This is a genomic window from Variovorax sp. PMC12, assembly GCF_003019815.1.
Taxonomy (GTDB): domain Bacteria; phylum Pseudomonadota; class Gammaproteobacteria; order Burkholderiales; family Burkholderiaceae_C; genus Variovorax.
Window position 1 is genome coordinate 1,764,574 of the sequence record NZ_CP027773.1, and the last position, 19,628, is coordinate 1,784,201.

The following is a 19,628-nucleotide window of genomic DNA, read 5'->3' on the forward strand; positions in this document are numbered from 1 at the left end:
CGCGAAGTCACCAAAACATAGTCGATAAAGATTCGGCCTCCGGAGAGTGACAACCCTAGCCGGACTGTCCACGTGCGACACGTGGACAACGCACCTTTTCGGGGCAAGGTCATGCATGCGCGGCTACAGTCAGCGGCTCTCCGGGAGACCGTTCGCCTTGTTCCGCTTCTTCGAAAAACTGCTTCACCCCTACCCTGCCGCCGAGCCGTCGCTGCCGCCACAGGGCTTCTTTGCCTTTCTCTGGGCCTGCACGCACGGCGTGCGCGGCAAGATCGCGGCCATGGCCGCGCTCACGGCCGTCATGTCGACCTTCGAGGCGGCGCTGTTCGCGATCCTCGGGCGCATCGTCGACTGGCTCGGCGGGCAGGTGCCTTCGCGCCTCTGGGAAGAGCGCGGCACCACGCTGATGTGGCTGGCCGCCTTCCTCGTGATCAGCATCGGCGTGGTGGCGCTGCAGACCATCGTCAAGCACCAGACGCTGGCCGTGAACCTGCCGATGCGGCTGCGCTGGAACTTCCACCGCCTGATGCTGGGCCAGAGCATGGCCTTCTACCAGGACGAGTTCGCGGGCCGCATCACGGCCAAGGTGATGCAGACCGCGCTCGCGGTGCGCGAGACCATCTTCGTGCTGGCCGACGTGCTCGTGGCCATGGGCGTCTACGTGGCCACCATGATCATCCTGGTGGGCGTGCTCGACGCGCAGCTGGTGTGGCCGTTCCTGGTCTGGCTGGTGCTGTACGTGGTGTCGCTGATCTACTTCGTGCCGCGCCTGGGCAAGGTCGGCAAGGCGCAGGCCGACGCCCGCGCCCTCATGACCGGCCGCGTGACCGACGCCTACACCAACATCGCGACCGTCAAGCTGTTCTCGCACACGCAGCGCGAGGCCGGCTTCGCGCGCGACGCCATGCGCGAGTTCATGAAGACCGGCTACGGCCAGATGCGGCTGGTGAGCGCCTTCGAGATCGTCAACCACGCGCTGAGCATGGGCCTGACCGCCGGCATGGCGGGCGTGGCGCTGTGGCTGTGGTCCAACGGCGCGGTCGGCGTGGGCGCCGTGGCAGCGGCCACCGCGATGGCGCTGCGGTTGCAGGGCATGTCGCACTGGATCATGTGGGAGATGACCAGCCTGTTCGAGAACATCGGCACGGTGCAGGACGGCATGAAGACGCTGTCGCGCCCGCGCACGGTGCTCGACGCGACAGACGCCACCGTGCTCCAGGTGCCGCAGGGCGAGGTGCGCTTCGAGCATGCGAGCTTCCGCTATGGAGACGGCGGCCGCCGCGTCATCGACGACCTGAACCTCACCGTGAAGCCCGGCGAAAAGATCGGCCTGGTGGGCCGCTCGGGCGCGGGAAAGTCGACGCTGGTGAACCTGCTGCTGCGCTTCCATGACCTGGAAAGCGGCCGCATCCTGATCGACGGACAGGACATCGCGCACGTCACGCAGGATTCGCTGCGCAGCCACATCGGCATGGTCACACAAGACACCTCGCTGATGCACCGCTCGGTGGCCGACAACGTGGCCTACGGCCGCCCCGACGCCACGCACGCGGAGATCGAGGCCGCTGCCAAGCGGGCCGAAGCGCATGAATTCATCCAGACGCTGGGCGACGCGAGCGGGCGTCGCGGCTACGAGGCGCACGTGGGCGAACGCGGCGTGAAGCTGTCGGGCGGCCAGCGCCAGCGCGTGGCCATCGCGCGGGTGATGCTGAAGGACGCGCCGATCCTGCTGCTCGACGAAGCCACCAGCGCGCTCGACTCCGAGGTGGAGGCCGCCATCCAGCAGAGCCTCTACACGCTGATGGAAGGCAAGACCGTGATCGCCATCGCGCACCGGCTATCGACCATTGCAGCGATGGACCGGCTCATCGTGCTCGACGAAGGCCGCGTGGTGGAAGAAGGCGACCACCGCACGCTGATGGCACAGGGCGGGCTGTATGCGCGGCTGTGGGCGCACCAGAGCGGCGGCTTCCTGGGCGACAGCCTCGACGAGGACGAGGCCCTGCGCGCGTGATCGCCTGATCCCGTTCAGGCGGCCGGCAGCGCCCCCGCCTCGTACTGCGCAACGAACTCCCCCGAAGGCGGGATCGGCTTGATGACGTCGATCAGCACGCCGTTCGGGTCGCGGGTGATGAAGTGGCGCTGGCCGAAGGCCTCGTCGCGCAGCGGAAGAAGAATCGGCAGGCCCGCGGCCTTCAGCCGGTCGTGCACCGCATCGGCATCCTCCACCTCGAAGTTCAGCAGCAGGCCGCCCGCTACCTGCCCGCGCGCCGGTTCCGGAATGGTCTCGTGGCGCCCGTCCAGCACCGCGAGGTTCACTGAAGGGTGGCCCTCCAACTGCAGATGCACATACCAGTCGCTGGAAAAGCGCGGCACGAAGCCGAAGTGCGACCGGTAGAAGGCGGCGGTGCCCGCCACGTCTTCGGTCATGACGACGGGGTAGTAGCTCGTGACTTTCATGGGATCGGCTCCTTCATAAAACATACAGTCTGTACGTACGTTAAATACTAACCTACAGACAGCCTGCATGTAAATTACCCGGCATGGCCACCAACCGCGAACGCACCGAAAGCACCCAGCTCGCCCTGCTCGAAGCCGCACGCGCGCTTTTCGTCAGCAAGGGCTACGGCGACACCTCCACCCCCGAAATCGCCCTCGCGGCCGGCATTACCCGGGGCGCGCTGTACCACCACTTCGCGGACAAGCGCGACCTGTTCCGGCAGGTGCTGGCGCGCGAGGCGATGGCCGTCGCGGCCGACATCGAAGCCGCCACGCCCGAGCGGCTGAGCCCGCGCGAAGCCCTGCGCCAAGGCAGCGAGGCCTACCTGGACGCCATGACCGTGCCGGGCCGCACGCGGCTGCTGCTGGTCGACGGCCCTGCGGTGCTGGGCATGGCGGAAATCATGGCGATCGACGATGCCAACGCGGCGCACTCGCTGCGCCAGGGCCTGACGCGCGCCGGCATGGGGCGCGGCGAAGTCTCGGTCGATGCGCTTTCGCAGCTGCTGTCGGCCGCTTTCGACCGCGCCGCGCTGGAGATCGATGCCGGCGCCGACGCGAAAGAGGTTCGCGCGGCGATGCGCTGGCTGGTCGAGCAGGCGCTGGGGCCCGACAGGAAGCGCTGAGCGCGCTATCCGTGCCGCAGGCGGTGCGGCTTGTCACTTCGCAAGTCCTACATCACACGCCGCCTGCCGCCGACATTCGCGCACCCTGCGCAGCGCGATGCTGACGTCGTCGTCATCAACAACGGAGTCTCGCGTGAATTCCATCATTTACATCGTCGGTCTGGTCGTGGTCGTGGTTGCAGTGCTCTCGTTCTTCGGCCTTCGCTGAGACCGGGCACGCCCCCTACTCCGACACCTGCAGAACGGGGCCGCTCGCGGCCCCGTTTCTCATTGGGAGCCCGCGACGCGCCGGGCATAATTCGCGCGCCCCGACACCGTGCGGGGCCTCACTTGCGAAGGGACCCTGTTGACCAACACCGCGCTGCGCGAACCTGACATCACAGATGCGGTGATCACCGAGGCGATCCGGTGGGTCGAACAGAACGGTCCGCTCGACGACGCGCAGGCCATGCGCACCGCCATCGCCTCGCGCAAGACAGACCCCCACGCGCAGATCACCGAACGCGCCCGCCAGCTCGGCGAACGCATAGGCCTGCAGCATGAACTTTCGCGCGCCCGCCAATGGGCGCCCTGGGTGCTGACGGCGCTCGTGGCACTGATCGTGATGGCCGGCCTCGGCCTTGCGGGCAACGTGGTCGGCGGCGGCGAGCGCCACATCAACGTGATCGTCGCGCTCGTGAGCCTGCTGGGCCTGCATGCGCTCACGCTGCTGCTGTGGCTGGCGGGGCTCCTGTTTCCGCTGGGCACCTTCGGCACCGCATCGCTCGGCTGGATCTGGCTGTCGCTCAGCGCGCGCGTGGCCGGCGGCAAGCGCGGGCAGGCGCCGGTGCTGCTGCGCTCGATCACCGGGCTGCTGACGCGCGCCAGGCTGCTGCCCTGGGCCTTCGGGCTCGTGAGCCACGGCATCTGGTCACTGTCGTTCGCCGTGGTGCTGGCGTCGATGCTGTTCGCACTCGCCTTCCGCAGCTACACGCTGAGCTGGGAAACGACGATCCTCGACCCCGCCTTCTTCGTGCGGGCCGTGCAGCTGCTGGGCTGGGCACCGGCGCAGATCGGCTTTCCCGTGCCGGATGCGGCCACGGTGCTGGCCTCCACGCCCGCGGCGGCGGGCCAGCGCACCTGGGCGCTGTGGCTCACCGGCTGCATCACGGTCTATGGCCTGCTGCCGCGCCTCGCGCTGGTGCTGTTGAGCGCCGCCGTCTGGAAGCGCCGACGCCAGGCGCTGCGGCCCGACTGGCACGAGCCCTACTACCGCAAGCTGCTCGCGCGCTTCGCCGCGCTGGCGCCCGCCGCCATCGTCGATGCCGACCCGGGCCGCACGCGCACCGGCGCGCCTGCCGGCCTGCCCGCAGCCGACCTGCGCGACGGTCTCTTCGTCATCGGCTTCGAGCTGCCGCCCGACATGCCCTGGCCTCCCGCGACCATTCCGCCCGATGCAGCCATGCACATGGAGCGCATCGACGGCAGCGCCCCGGCACGCCGAACGCTGCTCGACCGGCTCGCGCATGCCCGCCCGCGCACCGTGCTTTTGGCCTGCAATGCCGCATCGAGCCCCGACCGCGGCACCGAACGCTTCCTGCGCGAAGTGCTGGCGCATTGCGGCGAATGCCGCCTGTGGCTCGCGGGCCCGGCCGATGCTACCGCCACGCAACGCTGGCTCGACTGGCTGCGCGACAGCGGCCTGGAAAGCATCAGCGCCAGCGAGCGCATCGACATCGCACTGCGGCCGAACGAGGCCACCGCCCCATGACGCAGCAGCAACAACCACAGCCCGTCCGCATCGCGGTCGTCGGCCACACCAACGCGGGCAAGACCTCGCTGCTGCGCACGCTCACGCGGCGCATCGACTTCGGCGAGGTGTCTCAGCGCCCCGGCACCACGCGCCACGTCGAGTCGGCCGACCTCGAGGTGGAAGACGAAACCGCCGTGCGCTTCTTCGACACGCCGGGCCTGGAAGACGCCGTCGCGCTGCGCGAGCACCTCGCGCGCTTCGACCCGCAGGCCACGCCGCCGGAGCGCATCCGCCAGTTCCTGCAAGGCCCGGAGGCACACGGCGTGTTCGAGCAGGAGGCCAAGGTGCTGCGCACCATGCTCGACATCGACGCGGCCTTCCTCGTCATCGACGTGCGCGAACCGGTGCTGCCCAAGTTCCGCGACGAGATCGAGCTGCTCAACGCCTGCGCGCGCCCGGTGCTGCCGGTGCTGAACTTCGTGCGCGACGCCGCCAGCCGCGAGGCGGACTGGAAAGAGCTGCTGTCGGCATACGGCCTGCATGTGCAGGTGCGCTTCGACGCGGCAGCGCCGTTCGTCGGTGCCGAACAGGACCTGTACAACGACCTCGCCACCCTGCTGCGCGACCGCCGCGAGCTGCTGCGCGGCGTGGTCGATTCGCTGCAGGCCGAAGCCGCCGGCCGCCGCCGCTCGGCCTGCACGCGCATCGCCGCGCTGCTGGTCGATGCCGCCGCCGTGCGCCGCACGGTGCAGGCGACCGAATTCGCCGATGCCGCGCGCCGGCAGACGCTGGTCGCGGCGCTGCAGAAGACCGTGTTCGACAAGGCCCAGCGTTGCACCGACGACCTGCTCGCGCTCTACGGCTTTCGCCAGGGCGACGCAGACGAAGCACCGCTGCCGATCATCGAAGGCCGCTGGACGCTCGACTTCTTCAGCCCCGAGGCCATGAAGGACGCCGGCCTGCGCCTGGGCAAGGGCGCGGTCATCGGCGCCGCCGTGGGCGTGGTGGCCGACCTGGCCGTGGCCGGCATATCGCTGGGCGCGGGCGCTGCGCTGGGTGGCGCCATCGGCGGCGCGGTGTCGCAGGGCTGGGGCCCGCTGGGCCGCAAGATCGCCAACAAGCTGCGCGACGTGCATGAGTTGACGGTCGAAGACGACGTGCTGTTCGCGCTGGTCGCATGGCAGCTCAAGCTCGCGCAGGCGCTCGAGGTGCGCGGCCATGCGGCCACGCAGCGCATCGCAGCCGAAGCACCAGCCGACGGCGATGCCCCCACCAAGGCCGCCGCCGCGGCCGTGCGCGCCGCGCAGCCCGCGCGCAACCACCCCGACTGGGAAGCGACCGGCGTGACGAGCCGCGCCTTCTGGCGACCGTCGCCGCAGCGCGAGGCCCTGGTCGCCGACTTGTCGAGCCAGCTGCTGCAGGCCTTCGAGCAGCCCTGAGCGGTCTCAGTTCGCGCCAGCCGCCAGTGCCTGCAGCTTGGCGTAGTCGCCCGGCCGCGCGCCCTGCTGTTCCGGCGTCGCACGCTTCGCGATGCGTTCGAGGAATGACTGGCGATTGACCGGCGTCACCGTCATGCCCTTGCCGCGCAGGAACTGCTCGTCTTCCAGCTCACCGGCGATCACGCCGACGTTGGTCCACTTCGCGGTCTCCACGAGCACCTTCTCGACCATCGCCTGCTGCGGCGGCGCGAGCCTGGCCCACGCAGCCTTGCCGATCACGATGCCCAGCGTGTCGTAGACGTGCGCGGTGAGCTGCACGTACTTCTGCACTTCATAGAGCTTCTTCGACCTGACGATGCCCAGCGGGTTTTCCTGCGCCTCGACCTCGCCCTTCTTGAGCGCACCGTAGAGGCTCATGAAAGGCAGCGTGACCGGCTTGGCATCGAGCGCGGTGGCAAAGAGCTGGTACGAGGCGGCGGCAGGCACATACAGCCGGAGGTCGCGGAAGTCTTCGGGCCTTGCCAGCGGCCGGGCCGACGTGACCTGCCGCGCGCCGTAGTACACCGTGGCCACCATGCGGTTGCCGCTCTTCTCGTTGTAGCCCTTCATCAAATCTGCCAGCAACGGGCTCGCCAGGTACTTGCGCATGTGGTCGAGATCCTTGAAGGCGAAGGGGTAGCTGCCCAGGCTCAGCGGCGGATAGCCCTCGGCCAGCGTGGCGTCGCCGACGTAGGCGATCTGCATCGCATCGTTCGCCAGCATCAGCGGAAAGTCGGCCTCCTGCCCCATCTTCGACGCAGCCACCACCTCGATCCTGATCTTGCCGTCGGACTGCTCCGCGATCTTGCGCGCCGCCAGTTCGGCCTGCTGATGGAAGATGCTCGTGGGCTCGTAGACATGGCCCCACTTGAACTGCAGCACCTGCTGCGCCTGCACGGCCATTGCGCATCCCAGCGCCGCCAGCGCGAATGCGGCGCGGCACCACGGCAAGAAGCTTTTCATCGACTCTCCCTCGGGTTGAGAACAATCCGGCCCCATGCAAGATCGACGCCACTGCTGCGGGGCCGGCGAGCGGATCGTAAGGAGTCGCGGCAGCCGCCGGGAGCGGGTTTGCCCGACTGGGGTTTACTGGGGTTCGCGCGGCGCTATCGTCGGGCTTGCACCAGAAAGGAACACGCCATGACCGACGCGCTTCGCGCCCTTCGCACCCTTCGCGCCCTTCGCGCCGACATCACCACCCTGCAGGTCGACGCCATCGTCAATGCCGCCAACTCTTCGCTGCTCGGCGGCGGCGGGGTGACGAGCGACCTCGCGGTCTACGAGGCGGCACTGGCATGACCAACGACTTCTACGACGAACTCGCCCCGCTCTATCACCTGATCTATCCCGACTGGAACGAGAGCATCCGCGCGCAGGGCGACAAGCTCGCGCAGCTGATCGGCGCCGAGTGGCCCGGCGGCAACGCGCGGCGCAGGGTGCTCGACGTGTCCTGCGGCATCGGCACGCAGACACTCGGGCTCGCAGCGCTGGGCCACGCGCTGACGGCATCGGACCTGTCGCCCCGGGAGATCGAACGCGCACGGCACGAGGCCCAGGCGCGCGGGCTCGATGTGGCGTTCTCGGTCTGCGACATGCGCGAGGCGCACACGCACCACGGCGGCGGCTTCGACATCGTGATGTCCTGCGACAACTCCATGCCGCACCTGCATACCGACGATGACCTGCTGGCCACCTTCCGCCAGATGGCCGCATGCCTGCGCCCGGGTGGCGGCTGCGTGGTGAGCGTGCGCGACTACGCGAAGGAAGAGCGCGGCAGCAACCTCGTGAAGCACTACGGCGCGCGCGTGGAGAACGGCCTGCGCCACGTGCTGTTCCAGGTGTGGGACTTCACGGACGGCGGCAAGGGCGAGCACTACGACCTGGGCTTCTTCTTCGTCACCGAGGACCTGGCCACGCACGCCGTGAGCACGCGCGTGATGCGCTCGCGCTACTACGCCGTGTCGACCACGCGGCTGTGCGAGCTGATGCGCGAGGCGGGCCTGGAAAACGTGCGGCGCATCGACGACGCGTTCTTCCAGCCCGTGCTGGTGGGCACGCGGCCCTGAAAGTGGAGTGATCGCCTGGAGGTTGCCGGTCACCGTAGCGTCATGGGCCAAACCTAGCATCCGCCAGCTTTCAATCCACTTGCAACGGACGCCAGAACCAATGACAAAAAATGTGCCCGCACCCGCCCCCCGCCCCATGCGCGCTGCCTTGGTGGCCGTTGCAGGCGGCCTCATGATTGCCGCGTGCGGCGGCGGCGGGGGCGGAGGCCCCTCGATTCCGGCTTTTCCGCCCGCGCCGGCTCCGGCCCCAGCACCGGCACCACCCGCGCCCCCGCCCCCGGCGGCACTGGGCACGCTCGACGGCTCGGTGCCGCTCGTCATTGCTCACCGCGGCCTGCCGGGCCTGTTCCCGGAAGAAACCAAGACCGCCTACGAAGCCGCGGCCGATGCCGGCGCCGATTCGCTCGAGACCGACCTGCACCTCACCAAGGACTGCGTGCTGGTGGCGCGCCACAACCCCTGGCTCAGCGACAACACCAACATCGCGGAGGTGGCCAAGACCAACAGCGCTGTCGCAGCCCGCAAGCGCACCGTGCCGGGCGTGCTCGTCAACGTGAAATATCCGGCCATCCCGGAAAACGGCCCCGCGCAGTACCTGAGCGACCTGACCGACCCGAACGATCCGAAGTCCGTGCTGAAATCGCTCGTCGTCGACGGCCAGGAACACAAGGACGACTGGTCCATCTCCGACTTCACCATGGACGAGCTGCGCCAGTGGATCCGCGGCACCACCTACGACGCCAGAGACGAGCGCCCCACCGACCTCAACGGCAAGCTGCCGATCATCAGCTTCCAGGAGCTGATCGACATCGCCAAGGCCAAGGGCGCCGCCACCGGCCGCACGTTCTCCGTGTATCCGGAAACCAAGAACCCGATCTGGAACAACGCGCAGGCCATTGCCAACGGCTGCGGCCCGGCCGGCAGCCATCCGCTGGAAGATGCGCTGCTGAAGGTCATGAACTTCAACGACCTGAACCGGAAGGACGCGCCGATCTTCGTGCAGAGCTTCGAGCCCGAGAGCCTGAAGTACCTGCGCTCGGCCGGCCTGAAGGCGCGCGCGGTGCAGCTGGTGGACGGTAACGACGTCGACTACAAGACCGGCGCGATGATCTACGTGACCAACGACGAATACACCTTCGTCGACGGCCGCCCCTACAGCTGGACGCTGGCCGGCAACCCGAAGTTCTTCGGCGAGATGCTCACGCCCGCGGGCCTGGCCGAGATCAAGACCTACGCCGACGGCATCGGCCCCTGGAAGCCGCAGGTCATGGCGCACACCATCGTGCCCTTCGTCGCGGCCAACAAGGGCATGGCCGACGTGAACACCGTCAAGCCCACCAGCCTCATCGCCGATGCGCACAAGGCCGGCCTGTTCGTGCACAGCTACACCTTCCGCAACGAAGCCAGGTACCTGGCCGGCATCTACAAGGGTGACCCGACGGCCGAATACCTGGCGTACTTCCGCGCCGGCATCGACGGCGTGTTCTCGGACTTCGCGAACACCGCCGTCGCGGCGCGCAAGACCTACCTGAAGGAAACGGGCCGCTGATGCGCGGCGCGGCGCGGGCAACCGGCTGAACGGCACCATGTACCCGGGCGAACGACTCAACGGATACAGCCACCTGCTGGGCCTGCTGCTGGCGCTGTCGGCCACCGCGCTGCTGCTCGCCAAGACCGTGCCCACCGGCGACCCCGCGCGCATTGCGGGGGCGCTGGTGTTCTCGCTTTCGGCCGTGGCGCTGTACGCGGCCTCCACGCTCTTCCACAGCACGCGCGGCCGCCTCAAGCGCGTGTGGGAGCGGGCAGACCACTGCGCGATCTACCTGCTGATAGCCGGCACGTACACGCCCTTCGCGCTCGTCACGCTGCATGGCAAATGGGGCGGGCTGCTGCTCTCGGCGATCTGGGGCGTGGCGCTGTTCGGCATCTGGCGCGAGCTGCGGCCGCCGAAGCCCGGCGCTTCGGCCAAGCCCTCGCTGCCGCTGTACATCGGCATGGGGTGGCTCGGCGTGCTGGCCGCCGTGCCGCTGGCCGCGCGGCTCGAAGGTGCCGGGCTGGCCTGGCTGCTGATCGGCGGCGTGCTCTACACCGTGGGCACCATCTTCTACCGCAACCGGCAGGGCTTCCGGCACGCGCACGGCGCCTGGCACCTGTTCGTGCTGGCGGGCACGACCAGCCACTACATCGCGGTCGGCTGGTTCGTGCTGTAGCCGGGGCAGTGCCGGCCGCCGCGTGGCAATGCCACACTCGGCACCCCATGGACGCTTCAATTTTTTCCGCCCCGAAGATCGACTGCCACTGCCATATCTTCGACCCCGAATCCTTTGCGTACGCGCCGGGCGTTTTCTACGCGCCTTCGGGCGGCGAGATCGCCACTGCCGATTACTTCATGCAGGTGATGTCGGCCTACGGCGTGTCGCACGCGCTGCTGGTCGGCCCGAACTCGGGCTACGGCACCGACAACCGCTGCATGCTCGACGCCATCCGGCGCGGCGGCGATCGCTTCAAGGGCATTGCCGTGGTGGACAACGACGCATCGGCCTCGCAGTTGCAGGACCTGCAGGCGCAGGGCGTGGTCGGCATCGCTTTCAACATGGCGCTGCTGGGCCTTGCCCACTATGCGCAAGCCGATGCGCTGTGGGAACGCATCGCCGCACTGGGCATGTGCGTGCAGGTCCAGGTGCAGGACGACCAGATGGCAGGCCTGGCGCCGCGCCTGCTGGGCTGCGGCGCGCAGATCGTGGTCGACCACCACGGCCGCCCCGACCTCTCGCGCGGCCTCGCGAGCCCCGGCTTCGACGCACTGCTGCGCATGGCCGACAGCGGGCGCTGCGCCGTCAAGCTGTCGGGCTACGACAAGTTCTCGCGCGAGGCGCTGCCCTTCGCGGATGCCCGGCCCTTCACCGACGCGCTGCTGTCCGCCTTCGGGCCCGCCAACTGCCTGTGGGGTTCAGACTGGCCGAACATCCGCGCCACCCGGCGGCTGGACTACGGCACGCTGCTGGGCGTGCTCGCGCGCAGCGTGCCTTCGGAGGCAGACCGCCGCGCGATCCTCTTCGACACGCCGATGCGGCTGTTCGGATTCGGCGAAGGAAGCGGCACCGGCCCGGCGTGAGGCCGGGGCCTCAGCAGGCCAGCTCGAACACAAATTCGACCGTGTTCGGAGACGACAGCATCGCCTTCGCCTTGGCGGTGGCCTGTTCGCAGCTCTGGCGCCAGGCGCGGGCGTCGGCCAGTTCATGGTCGTTGAGCAGTTCGCCGCTCGGCGCCGTCTCCTTCGACCACGCACGAAAGCAGGCGACCACGCGCTCCGGCGACCCGAGCGCGTCTTCTATCAACCTCAGGAAGACCTGCCGCACCACCATGGTGTCGCGCAGCGTGACACCGTCGCCATCGAGATGCACGGAATAGGGCGGCGGCGCGGTCGAGTACCTGGCGCTCATTGCGCCGTGCCCGCGCAGGGCGCGCCGTTACCCACTGTCCCGTATGACTTGTCCACGCTGACCGCTCCTTTTTATCGCTGCCGAATGCTTGTGCGTCGAAATGAAATGATCTTTCGATGCTAATCGAGTAGCGGCTCGGCTGTAGTAGGAATGGAGTCAATGCCGACTGCTTTCGGCGGCTTTCGTGCACTTTCAGAGCAGCTCAGCCCCCGAGCGTGTTGACGGCGATGCGCGCCGCGGCGGCCACCACGTCGTTGCGGTTCTTCGCATCCTTGTCGGGGAAGGTCAGGTAGACCGCGACCACCAGCGGCGCGCCGGCTGGCGGCCACATCACGCCGACGTCGTTGTTGGTGCCGTAGGAGCCCGCACCCGTCTTGTCGCCCACCTTCCAGCCCGGCGGCACGGCGGCCATGAAGCGTTCGGCGCTTGTCGTGTTGCCCAGCAGCCAGGTCTGCAACTGGCTGCGTTGCGCGCCAGCCAGCGCATCGCCCAGCACCAGCCGCTGCACGCTGTCGGCCATGGCCGCGGGCGTGGTGGTGTCGCGCAGGTCGCCGGGAATGGCGGTGTTGAGCTCGGTCTCCCAACGGTCGAGCCTGAAGACCTGGTCGCCGATGGTGCGCGCGAAGGCGGTCACGTCGGCCGGGCCGCCCAGCATCTTCATCAGCAGGTTGGCGGCTGCGTTGTCGCTGTACTGAATGGTGGCGGCGCACAACGCGGCCACTGTCATGCCGTCGGACACGTGCTTTTCGGTGACGGGCGAGTTGGGAATGATGTCGGCCTTGCCGTAGCTGATGCGACGCGCCAGCAGGCTCGGGTCTTTGGCGCTGCGCTCCAGCACCGTGGCCGCCAGCATCAGCTTGAAAGTGCTGCAGAACGGAAAGCGTTCATGCGCCCGGTGCTGCAGGCGCGCGCCGCTGTCCGTGTTGAAAGCCACCACCCCAAGGCGCCCGCCACAGGAGCGTTCGAGTTCGGCGAGCTGGGCCTCGGCGGAAGCCTGCGGCCCCTTTTGCGACCATGCGGTGCAGGCGGAGGCGAGCGGCAGCACGGAGGCGGCGAGCAACAGGGTGCGGCGCTGGACGGGTGAGTTCATTTCTTCTTTGCTTTCTTTCGGCGAGTGGAGTGGGTTGGATGGCACGCCGGCAATCGTAGGAGCGCGATGCCCGGCGCTCCAGCGCGCCGCCTCGGTTCTGCGTCTCCGGTGTATCGGCTGTAACTCGCTTCGGCCGAGCGGCGCCCTTGGTCGCATGGCGCCGTGGCGCGCAAATCGCGCAGATCACGTAATTGCCAAAAGCTGCATTTGTTGGCGCGAATCGAGGCTCAGTGGCGCGCCCTCAGGCCAGGCCGCCCCGCTCTTCTCTAGAGTGGATGCCCCTGTCACCAAACACCCCGCCATGGGGGCATGAAAGGCATCACCCGACCCGCCGCATCGACGAACAAGCAAGCAAGTAAGTAAGTAACGAACAAAAGGCGACGGCCAAGGTGCGGTAACACCTCAGCCGTCTAACCAAGTGACGTGCCAACTCTCAAAAAGGAGCACACCAAATGGCTGGACCGAATATAGCCCGGCGCCCCGCGCCGGCCCCCTCCCCCAACGTCAATGCGCAAGAGCCCAGCGACCTTCTGGAAAACAAGCTGGCGCAACTGAGATCGCTCACATGGATCTGCTACGGCGGCGGCATCGACTGGCACGACGGCGCAGGCCCGCAACACCTGGACAACGTGCTGTGGCTCGTGGCTGACCTGGCGCTGGAGACCGAGGAGTTGCATCAGCGCAGCGAGGCTGCGCGGCTCGCGGGGCGCTGAGAAGCGCCTCCGGGCCTTGGAGCCCGAGGCTTGAACTCAACCCCGTTGAAGTAACACGGTCAGCGTGTCGCCGGCCGGCTGCCGAAGGAAGAACACGTCTCCGCCCGCCGTCGTCACTGCTTCTCGACCTTTGCCGACTCGGCGACTCGCCCCCAGAGCTGAGAGTTCTCGCGCAGCAATTTGATGAACTCATCGCCGCTCAGAACGTTCGGAACCGCGCCGATGCTCTCGGCGAATTCCTGGACGTCCTTGCTCGCCATCGCCGTCACGATCTCTTTCTGAAGCTTCGCAACAACCGGCGCAGGCGTGCCCTTCGGGGTCCACAGGCCAGTGAAGTTCACCACGCTGTAGCTTTTGAATCCGGCCTCGGCGAAGGTCGGCACGTCGGGCAGTGCATTCAGGCGTTTGGTGCCGCTGATCGCCAGGAGGCGGAGCTTGCCTCCTTTGACCTGGCTGATGACACCTGCCGTCGACGCCAACTGGAAGTCGATCTGGTTTCCCAGCAGCGCCATCGTGGCTTCACCGTTGCCCTTGAAAGGGACGTGCGTAGCCTCGAACCCCGCCGCCGCCTTCAACGCCTCGGTTCCGAAGTGCGGCATGGTTCCAGCGCCACCGGTGCCGTAGTTCAGTTTGCCGGGATTGGCCTTCGCATACGCGACGAGGTCTGCCAGCGTCTTGAACTTCGAATCGCTTGCCACGACCACAGCGACCGGGGCGAAGTTGAATGCTGCGACGGGAATCAGGTCGTGGTCATGGTCCCACGGCAGTTTCTTGAAGACATACGGCAGGATGGAATAGGTCAGATCGTTCGCCACCAAGGTATAGCCATCCGGGGCCGACCGCACGACTTGACCGATGCCGATCGTGCCGGTTCCTCCCGCTTTGTTGTCGACAAAGAAGCTCTGTCCGGTTTGCTCGGTGAGCTTCTGCGCGATGCGGCGTGTGACCTGGTCCACCGCGCCACCGGGAGGATAGGGAACGACGACCTTGACGGCCTTGCTCGGATAGGTGTCGGCGGCGTGAGCCGAGACGTTGAAAACCAGGGCGGCAACGAGGGCGAGCCCCAGAATCGGCGCCAGTGAGGGTGCTTTAGACATGTATCTCTCCAATCTGTGCGCTACGAGTCAATCGACCTTGATGTTGCCGGCCTTGATGACGCCAGCCCACTTGGCGGTCTCCGACTTCACGAATGCCGCAAAGTCCTTGGAACTCGAGCCCACGCCTTGAACGCCCATCTCGGCGAAGCGACTCGCCACCGCCTTGTCTGCAACGACGGCGCGAGTCTCGGTTTCGAGGCGCTCGAGAATGGGACGAGGCGTACCGGCCGGCGCGAACAGGCCGTTCCATTCGTTCACTTCGAAACCCTTGAGGCCGCTTTCCACGACCGTCGGCACCTGAGGCCAACTCTCCTGCCGCTTGGACGATGTGATGGCCAGGGGCTTGAGCTTGCCGCCCTTCACGAATACTCCGCTCGCGGTCGTCGCGCTGAACATCAGGTCGACCTGGCCACCGATCAGGTCCGTCAATGCCGGCGCCCCACCCTTGTATGGAATGTGGGTCATCGAGATCTTCTCGTTCTGGGAGAACAACTCCGCCGCCAAGTGCTGGGCGCCGCCGCTGCCGGCGGACGCATACGTGAGCTTTCCCGGAGTGGCCTTCGCCGCTTTCACGACATCCGCAACCGAGGCATACGGGGAGTTGGCTGGCACCACCATGAGCAGCGGGACCTGCATGATGAGCGAGACCGGGGCGAGTTCCTTCGCGGGGTCATAGTTGAGCTTGGGAAAGAGGCTCGGATTCACCGTGTACGACGTCGCGTCCAGCAGCAGCGTGTAGCCATCGGCAGGTGCCTTTGCTACATACGAGGCTCCGATCGTCCCGCTGGCCCCCGGGCGGTTGTCGACGATGATTTGCTGCTTGAGCCGTTCGCCGAGGTGCTGCGCCAGGATGCGCGCCGTGTTGTCTGCCGCGCCGCCCGCCGGATAGGGCACCACCAGCTTGATGGGTTTGTCGGGCCATTGCGCGTGCGCAGCGCTGACCGCGCCAAGCGCCAATGCGGCCGCGGTCAGGGCGGGCTTCATCCATTGCTTCATTTCTTGTCTCCAGTAAAAAAGGTTATTGGTGTCAGAGGCAGCGGCGTCCCACGCGGCCCCTCGGTCCGCGATGCCGTCTGTGCGAGCGTGCGGCTTACACGGTCGCGATAGGGGTCGCAGGGGACCCTGCGGCGCCCGGCAGGCGCAGGGGAGGCGCAGTCAGCAGGAAGCGGGAGCGTCCATGCTCTCGAAGCCATTTCGCCAACGGCGTGAGATGCCACAACTCCCCAAGATGGATGCCGTTTTTGAACAGGCAGTGCTCGTGCAGCGGCAGCCGCGGACCCCGAATAGGCGTCGGCTGGGTCAGGCGTGGCACCACCAGTTCGACGGCGGGGTTGTCAGCCAGAAGGCACGAAAGGCGGACATCGACGATCCAGTTCAGCAACCTGGCGTCGTTGCCGTCCAGGCCGCTGCCCGTCTCGTGAAGCTTCTTGAGATCGGGTTGGCGATTCATCGCAAGCAGCGTGTCGGCGAATCCGGTGTGGATGCACACCATGTCCCCGGCCTCGATCTCGACGCGGTCTTGCTCGAGGATGCGCATGAGGCGCTCGTAACCGACGGCTTCGCGGCGACGCCCGATGTGGTGTTCCAGGTCGACCATGACGCCACGCCCTTGGGCGCCGTGTTCGGCCAGGTTCTCGATGCCCAATGCCTCTGCGCGAGGCGCCGGGAAGCGCATCCAGTCGACAGGCGCCTTTTCGTCCTCCTTGGAGGAGCGAATCTCCACGCCGGCGCGGAAGCCGTTGTAGAAGACGGCTTCGGGCTGACCGTCGCCGTCCGCATCGAAGCGACTGCCCATGTGCGCGAGGCTGTCCCATTGGGTCGAATACTGCGTATTCATGACCAGCACTTCGTCGCAGACCACATCGGTCAGCGTCGTGTCCTCGTCGAGGTACGACCAGCAGAACCCCTGTGCGCCGGCGCTCTTGCCGTCGCGCAAGGTCGCGAAGGTCTGCGCCGGCATCCGCCGGGGATTCATCGTCATTCCGCCGGGCACGTCCAGAGGCAGCGACAGACAGAAGGTCTTCCCGAGCTTCACTTCGGCCACGCCCTGAAGAACCTTCGAACGGTCGACCAGGTTCATCCGGCCTCGCTGATCGTCGGCGCCGAATTCGCCCCAGGTGCTGCCGTCGGGCGCATGCTTCCATCGCTGCATGGAACTCTCCTCAGGCCGCTTCAGCCTGCCTGGCGAGCACGGCAAGCGCGTTCCTGGCAGCCGATTCGCCCATGTTGATATAGGCGTCCGACGTCACCGAACCGACATGAGGGCTCAACACGAAGCCGCGTTGGGACTGGAATGGATGACCAGGTGCCATGGGCTCCACGGCGAAGCTGTCCAGGCCCGCTGCGCGGACGTGTCCGGAGCGCACGGAATCCAGAAGTGCCGCCTCGTCGATCAGAGCGCCGCGTGCCGTGTTCACGATGATGACTCCGGGCTTGCAACGGGCGAGCGTGTTCGCGTTGAGCAGCCCCTGGTTGTCCTCAGTCAGCGGGCAGTGCAGCGAGATGACGTCGGACCGGCCGAACAACTCCTCCAGGTCGACCAGCGTCACATGGTCGGGCACATCCTTGGCGAACGGATCGAACGCGACGACTTTCATTCCAAAGCCCTCGGCCATCCGAGCGAAACGACGGCCGATGGCTCCCAGACCCACGATGCCCACCGTACGACCGGAGAGTTCGAGGCTGGAGTGAGAGGCTTTCTCCCAGTGACCGGCGTGCATGCGGGCATCGACGGCTGGAATCGACTTGGCACAGGCCAGAAGCAAGGCGAATGCATGTTCGGCGACTGCGTTGGCGTTGGCCCCCACGGCTGCGACCACCTCTATACCGCGTTCCTTGGCCGCTGCCTTGTCGATGTTGTCGGTGCCCGACCCATGCTTGGAGATGACGCGCAGAGCGGGCGCCGCATCCATTGCAGCCGCGCCGACCTTGCCGTACCGCACGACCATCGCGACAGGGTTGTGCTGCCTGCACAGGGCGACGATGTCTTCCGGCGTGGGCGTCTTGCCGGTGTAGACGAGCTCATGGCCTTGCAGCAGTGCGACGGCGCTGGGCGCAATCGCTTCGGCCGTGATGACGATGGTGCTCACAGCACTTCCCCTTCCTTGAGCACACCCGCGGCGCGCAGTGCGGACACCAACCACTTGGCATTCGTGTCGCCGCCCTTGATGGCCTCGATGCGAGCCGCTTCGTCCTTGACTTTCTTGGCCGCGCTGGGCAGCAGCCCTTCGATCTTCTCGCGCTCCACGACCACTACCCCATCGGCGTCACCGATGACGAAGTCTCCGGGGTTCACCGTGACGCCGCCGACCGACACGGGGTGGCCGATACGGCCGGGCACCATCTTGGTCGGACCGTTGGGGTTGGTTCCCACGGAGAAGACGGGGAAGCCCATCTCCTCGATCTCCAGGCTGTCGCGGGCGGCGCCATCGATGACCACGCCGGCAATGCCGAGCTTCTTGCAGGCGGTCATCATGATGGTTCCCATCAGCGCCGCCGTCTGGTCCCCCTTGCCGTCAATGACGAGCACGTCACCCGGCTTTGCCATGGCCATGGCTGCATGAATCATGAGGTTGTCGCCGGGACGAACCTCCACCGTGAAGGCGGTGCCAGCAACCTTCATGTTCGGACGCAAGGCTTTGATGCGTCCATGCATCGCGCCGCGCCGTCCGGCCACGTCCGCCAGGATGGCGGGCTGAAAGGTCGATGCCTCCTTCACGACGTTCGCGGGCACGCGGTCGAAGTCACGGATGATGTCGGGTACGTTGCTCATGGTTCCGATTCCAAAGAAAAAGAAGGGTGAGATCGGCCCTGCTCCTGCATACGCAGAGCCGTCTCGGGAGAAAAAAGAAAAAGGGAGAAGAACGGAAAAGAACGGAGAAGGAGCTCAGTCGACCTTCGCGCCGGATTCCTTGACGACCTTGGCCCAGCGGACCGTCTCGTCGCGCACCAGGGCGGCAAACTGCTCGGAGGAGCCGCCCAGTACGTCGGCACCTTGCTCGGTGAGCTTCTTCCTGACGTCGGGAGCCTCCAGTGCCTTGTTGAAGGCGGCGTTGAGCTTGCCGACAGCGTCCTTGGGCACGCCGGCAGGCGCGGCAATGCCGAACCAGGTCACAGCCTCGAAGCCCTTGTACCCAGCCTCCGCGACCGTCGGGACGTTGGGCAGGTCGGCGGAACGCTTGGCAGAGGTCACGGCGAGGGCGCGCATCTTTCCGTTCTTGATGTGGCCGCTCAGCGTGACAACCGACGAGATGTACATCTGGATCTGGCCGCCGATCAGGTCGGTGACGCCCTGCGCCGCGCCCTTGTAGGGGACGTGCGTCAGCTTGACGTTGGCGATGCGCTGGAGTTGTTCCGTCGCCAGGTGAGCGACCGTGCCGCTCCCCGAGCTCGCGTAGTTGATGCCCTCAGGGTTCGCCTTGGCGGCATTCACGAGGTCCGCGAGTGTCTTGTATGGCGAGTTGCTGGCCACCGCGATGACCAAGGGGGCACTGGCGACCAACCCCACCGGGGTCAGGTCCTTCTGCGGGTTGTAGGGCAGCTTGGCATACAGCGACGGATTGATAGCCATGTTCGACGTCTGCCCCATCACGAGCGTGTAGCCGTCGGGCGCCGCCTTGGCGGCTGCATCCATCCCGATGTTCCCACCCGAGCCGGGCTTGTTGTCGATGATGATGGTCCAGCCCTGCTGCGTTGTGACCGTCGTTGCGACTTCCCGTGCAATCAGGTCGGGACCTCCGCCAGGAGGAAACGGCACGATGAGCTTGATGGGACGGGCAGGATACGCCTCTGCTGCGATGGCGCCAGAGGCAAACGCAAAGGCCAACATGCCGGCGGTGAAGGCGAATGCGCGAAGAGCGCGAACGTTGTGCAACGAGTTCACTT

At 67.0% G+C, this 19,628-nt stretch carries 20 protein-coding genes; 10 read left to right on the forward strand and 10 right to left on the reverse strand.

Translation table 11 applies throughout. The annotated features are described in order from the left end of the window. Window positions 1-157 precede the first annotated feature (157 nt). Window positions 158-2,014 carry an ABC transporter ATP-binding protein gene (locus C4F17_RS08225; protein WP_199851930.1) on the forward strand — a complete coding sequence of 619 codons (1,857 nt, stop codon included), beginning with the start codon at window positions 158-160 and terminating at the stop codon, window positions 2,012-2,014. A gap of 14 nt (window positions 2,015-2,028) precedes the next feature. Here the strand turns inward: C4F17_RS08225 and C4F17_RS08230 are convergent, their stop codons facing one another. Next, window positions 2,029-2,460 (reverse strand): VOC family protein, encoded by a 432-nt coding sequence (locus C4F17_RS08230; protein WP_106934907.1) that lies wholly within the window; start codon window positions 2,458-2,460, stop codon window positions 2,029-2,031. Window positions 2,461-2,543: 83 nt separating this feature from the next. Between C4F17_RS08230 and C4F17_RS08235 the strand changes: the two genes are divergently transcribed. From C4F17_RS08235 to C4F17_RS08245, 3 genes are all read left to right on the forward strand, one after another. Next, entirely contained in the window at window positions 2,544-3,125 is a 582-nt protein-coding gene (locus C4F17_RS08235; protein ID WP_106934908.1) for a TetR/AcrR family transcriptional regulator, read from the forward strand. 346 nt (window positions 3,126-3,471) lie between these two features. After that, complete coding sequence (locus C4F17_RS08240; protein WP_106934909.1) at window positions 3,472-4,875, forward strand: DUF2868 domain-containing protein; 1,404 nt, start codon at window positions 3,472-3,474, stop codon at window positions 4,873-4,875. After that, a complete protein-coding gene (locus tag C4F17_RS08245) occupies window positions 4,872-6,296 on the forward strand; it encodes a GTPase/DUF3482 domain-containing protein (RefSeq protein ID WP_106934910.1) in 1,425 nt (474 codons plus the stop codon). The genes C4F17_RS08240 and C4F17_RS08245 overlap by 4 nt, the downstream gene beginning before the upstream one ends. 6 nt (window positions 6,297-6,302) lie before the next feature. On the opposite strand, the gene C4F17_RS08250 is transcribed toward C4F17_RS08245, so the two are convergent. Then, complete coding sequence (locus tag C4F17_RS08250) at window positions 6,303-7,298, reverse strand: sialic acid TRAP transporter substrate-binding protein SiaP (RefSeq protein WP_106934911.1); 996 nt, start codon at window positions 7,296-7,298, stop codon at window positions 6,303-6,305. A 177-nt stretch (window positions 7,299-7,475) separates the two neighbouring features. On the opposite strand from C4F17_RS08250, the gene C4F17_RS32720 reads away from it, so the two are divergent. From C4F17_RS32720 to C4F17_RS08270, 5 genes are all read left to right on the forward strand, one after another. After that, on the forward strand, window positions 7,476-7,634 hold the full coding sequence (locus C4F17_RS32720) for a hypothetical protein (protein WP_159053623.1): 159 nt from the start codon (window positions 7,476-7,478) through the stop codon (window positions 7,632-7,634). Then, window positions 7,631-8,401 (forward strand): class I SAM-dependent methyltransferase, encoded by a 771-nt coding sequence (locus tag C4F17_RS08255; protein WP_106934912.1) that lies wholly within the window; start codon window positions 7,631-7,633, stop codon window positions 8,399-8,401. The genes C4F17_RS32720 and C4F17_RS08255 overlap by 4 nt, the downstream gene beginning before the upstream one ends. A 136-nt stretch (window positions 8,402-8,537) precedes the next feature. After that, complete coding sequence (locus C4F17_RS08260; RefSeq protein WP_106934913.1) at window positions 8,538-9,950, forward strand: glycerophosphodiester phosphodiesterase family protein; 1,413 nt, start codon at window positions 8,538-8,540, stop codon at window positions 9,948-9,950. A 37-nt stretch (window positions 9,951-9,987) separates the two neighbouring features. Next, a complete protein-coding gene (trhA, locus tag C4F17_RS08265; protein WP_106934914.1) occupies window positions 9,988-10,611 on the forward strand; it encodes a PAQR family membrane homeostasis protein TrhA in 624 nt (207 codons plus the stop codon). Between the two features lie 47 nt (window positions 10,612-10,658). Continuing rightward, the gene (locus tag C4F17_RS08270; RefSeq protein WP_199851931.1) at window positions 10,659-11,516 is read left to right on the forward strand and encodes an amidohydrolase family protein; all 858 of its coding nucleotides are present in this window, start codon (window positions 10,659-10,661) and stop codon (window positions 11,514-11,516) included. Between the two features lie 10 nt (window positions 11,517-11,526). Here the strand turns inward: C4F17_RS08270 and C4F17_RS08275 are convergent, their stop codons facing one another. Together C4F17_RS08275 and bla are read right to left on the reverse strand one after the other, a co-directional pair. After that, window positions 11,527-11,844: a hypothetical protein gene (locus C4F17_RS08275; RefSeq protein WP_106934915.1), complete on the reverse strand. Its 318-nt coding sequence runs from the start codon at window positions 11,842-11,844 to the stop codon at window positions 11,527-11,529. A gap of 202 nt (window positions 11,845-12,046) precedes the next feature. Further along, a complete protein-coding gene (gene bla, locus C4F17_RS08280; protein WP_081266697.1) occupies window positions 12,047-12,934 on the reverse strand; it encodes a class A beta-lactamase in 888 nt (295 codons plus the stop codon). Between the two features lie 452 nt (window positions 12,935-13,386). Here bla and C4F17_RS08285 point away from each other — a divergent pair, with 452 nt between their 5' ends. After that, a complete protein-coding gene (locus C4F17_RS08285; RefSeq protein WP_106934916.1) occupies window positions 13,387-13,647 on the forward strand; it encodes a hypothetical protein in 261 nt (86 codons plus the stop codon). Window positions 13,648-13,760: 113 nt separating this feature from the next. On the opposite strand, the gene C4F17_RS08290 is transcribed toward C4F17_RS08285, so the two are convergent. The 6 genes from C4F17_RS08290 to C4F17_RS08315 all read right to left on the reverse strand — a co-directional run bounded on the left by C4F17_RS08290 (window position 13,761) and on the right by C4F17_RS08315 (window position 19,572). Beyond that, window positions 13,761-14,744: a Bug family tripartite tricarboxylate transporter substrate binding protein gene (locus C4F17_RS08290; protein ID WP_106934917.1), complete on the reverse strand. Its 984-nt coding sequence runs from the start codon at window positions 14,742-14,744 to the stop codon at window positions 13,761-13,763. Between the two features lie 27 nt (window positions 14,745-14,771). Further along, window positions 14,772-15,740: a tripartite tricarboxylate transporter substrate binding protein gene (locus C4F17_RS08295; RefSeq protein ID WP_234382665.1), complete on the reverse strand. Its 969-nt coding sequence runs from the start codon at window positions 15,738-15,740 to the stop codon at window positions 14,772-14,774. Window positions 15,741-15,834: 94 nt separating this feature from the next. Then, window positions 15,835-16,896, reverse strand: a complete 1,062-nt coding sequence (locus C4F17_RS08300; protein ID WP_106934918.1) for a cyclase family protein — start codon at window positions 16,894-16,896, stop codon at window positions 15,835-15,837. Between the two features lie 10 nt (window positions 16,897-16,906). Further along, window positions 16,907-17,833 carry a hydroxyacid dehydrogenase gene (locus C4F17_RS08305; RefSeq protein ID WP_106934919.1) on the reverse strand — a complete coding sequence of 309 codons (927 nt, stop codon included), beginning with the start codon at window positions 17,831-17,833 and terminating at the stop codon, window positions 16,907-16,909. Next, the gene (locus tag C4F17_RS08310) at window positions 17,830-18,516 is read right to left on the reverse strand and encodes an RraA family protein (RefSeq protein WP_106934920.1); all 687 of its coding nucleotides are present in this window, start codon (window positions 18,514-18,516) and stop codon (window positions 17,830-17,832) included. The genes C4F17_RS08305 and C4F17_RS08310 overlap by 4 nt, the downstream gene beginning before the upstream one ends. A gap of 114 nt (window positions 18,517-18,630) precedes the next feature. After that, complete coding sequence (locus C4F17_RS08315; RefSeq protein WP_199851964.1) at window positions 18,631-19,572, reverse strand: Bug family tripartite tricarboxylate transporter substrate binding protein; 942 nt, start codon at window positions 19,570-19,572, stop codon at window positions 18,631-18,633. Between the last annotated feature and the right edge of the window lie 56 nt (window positions 19,573-19,628).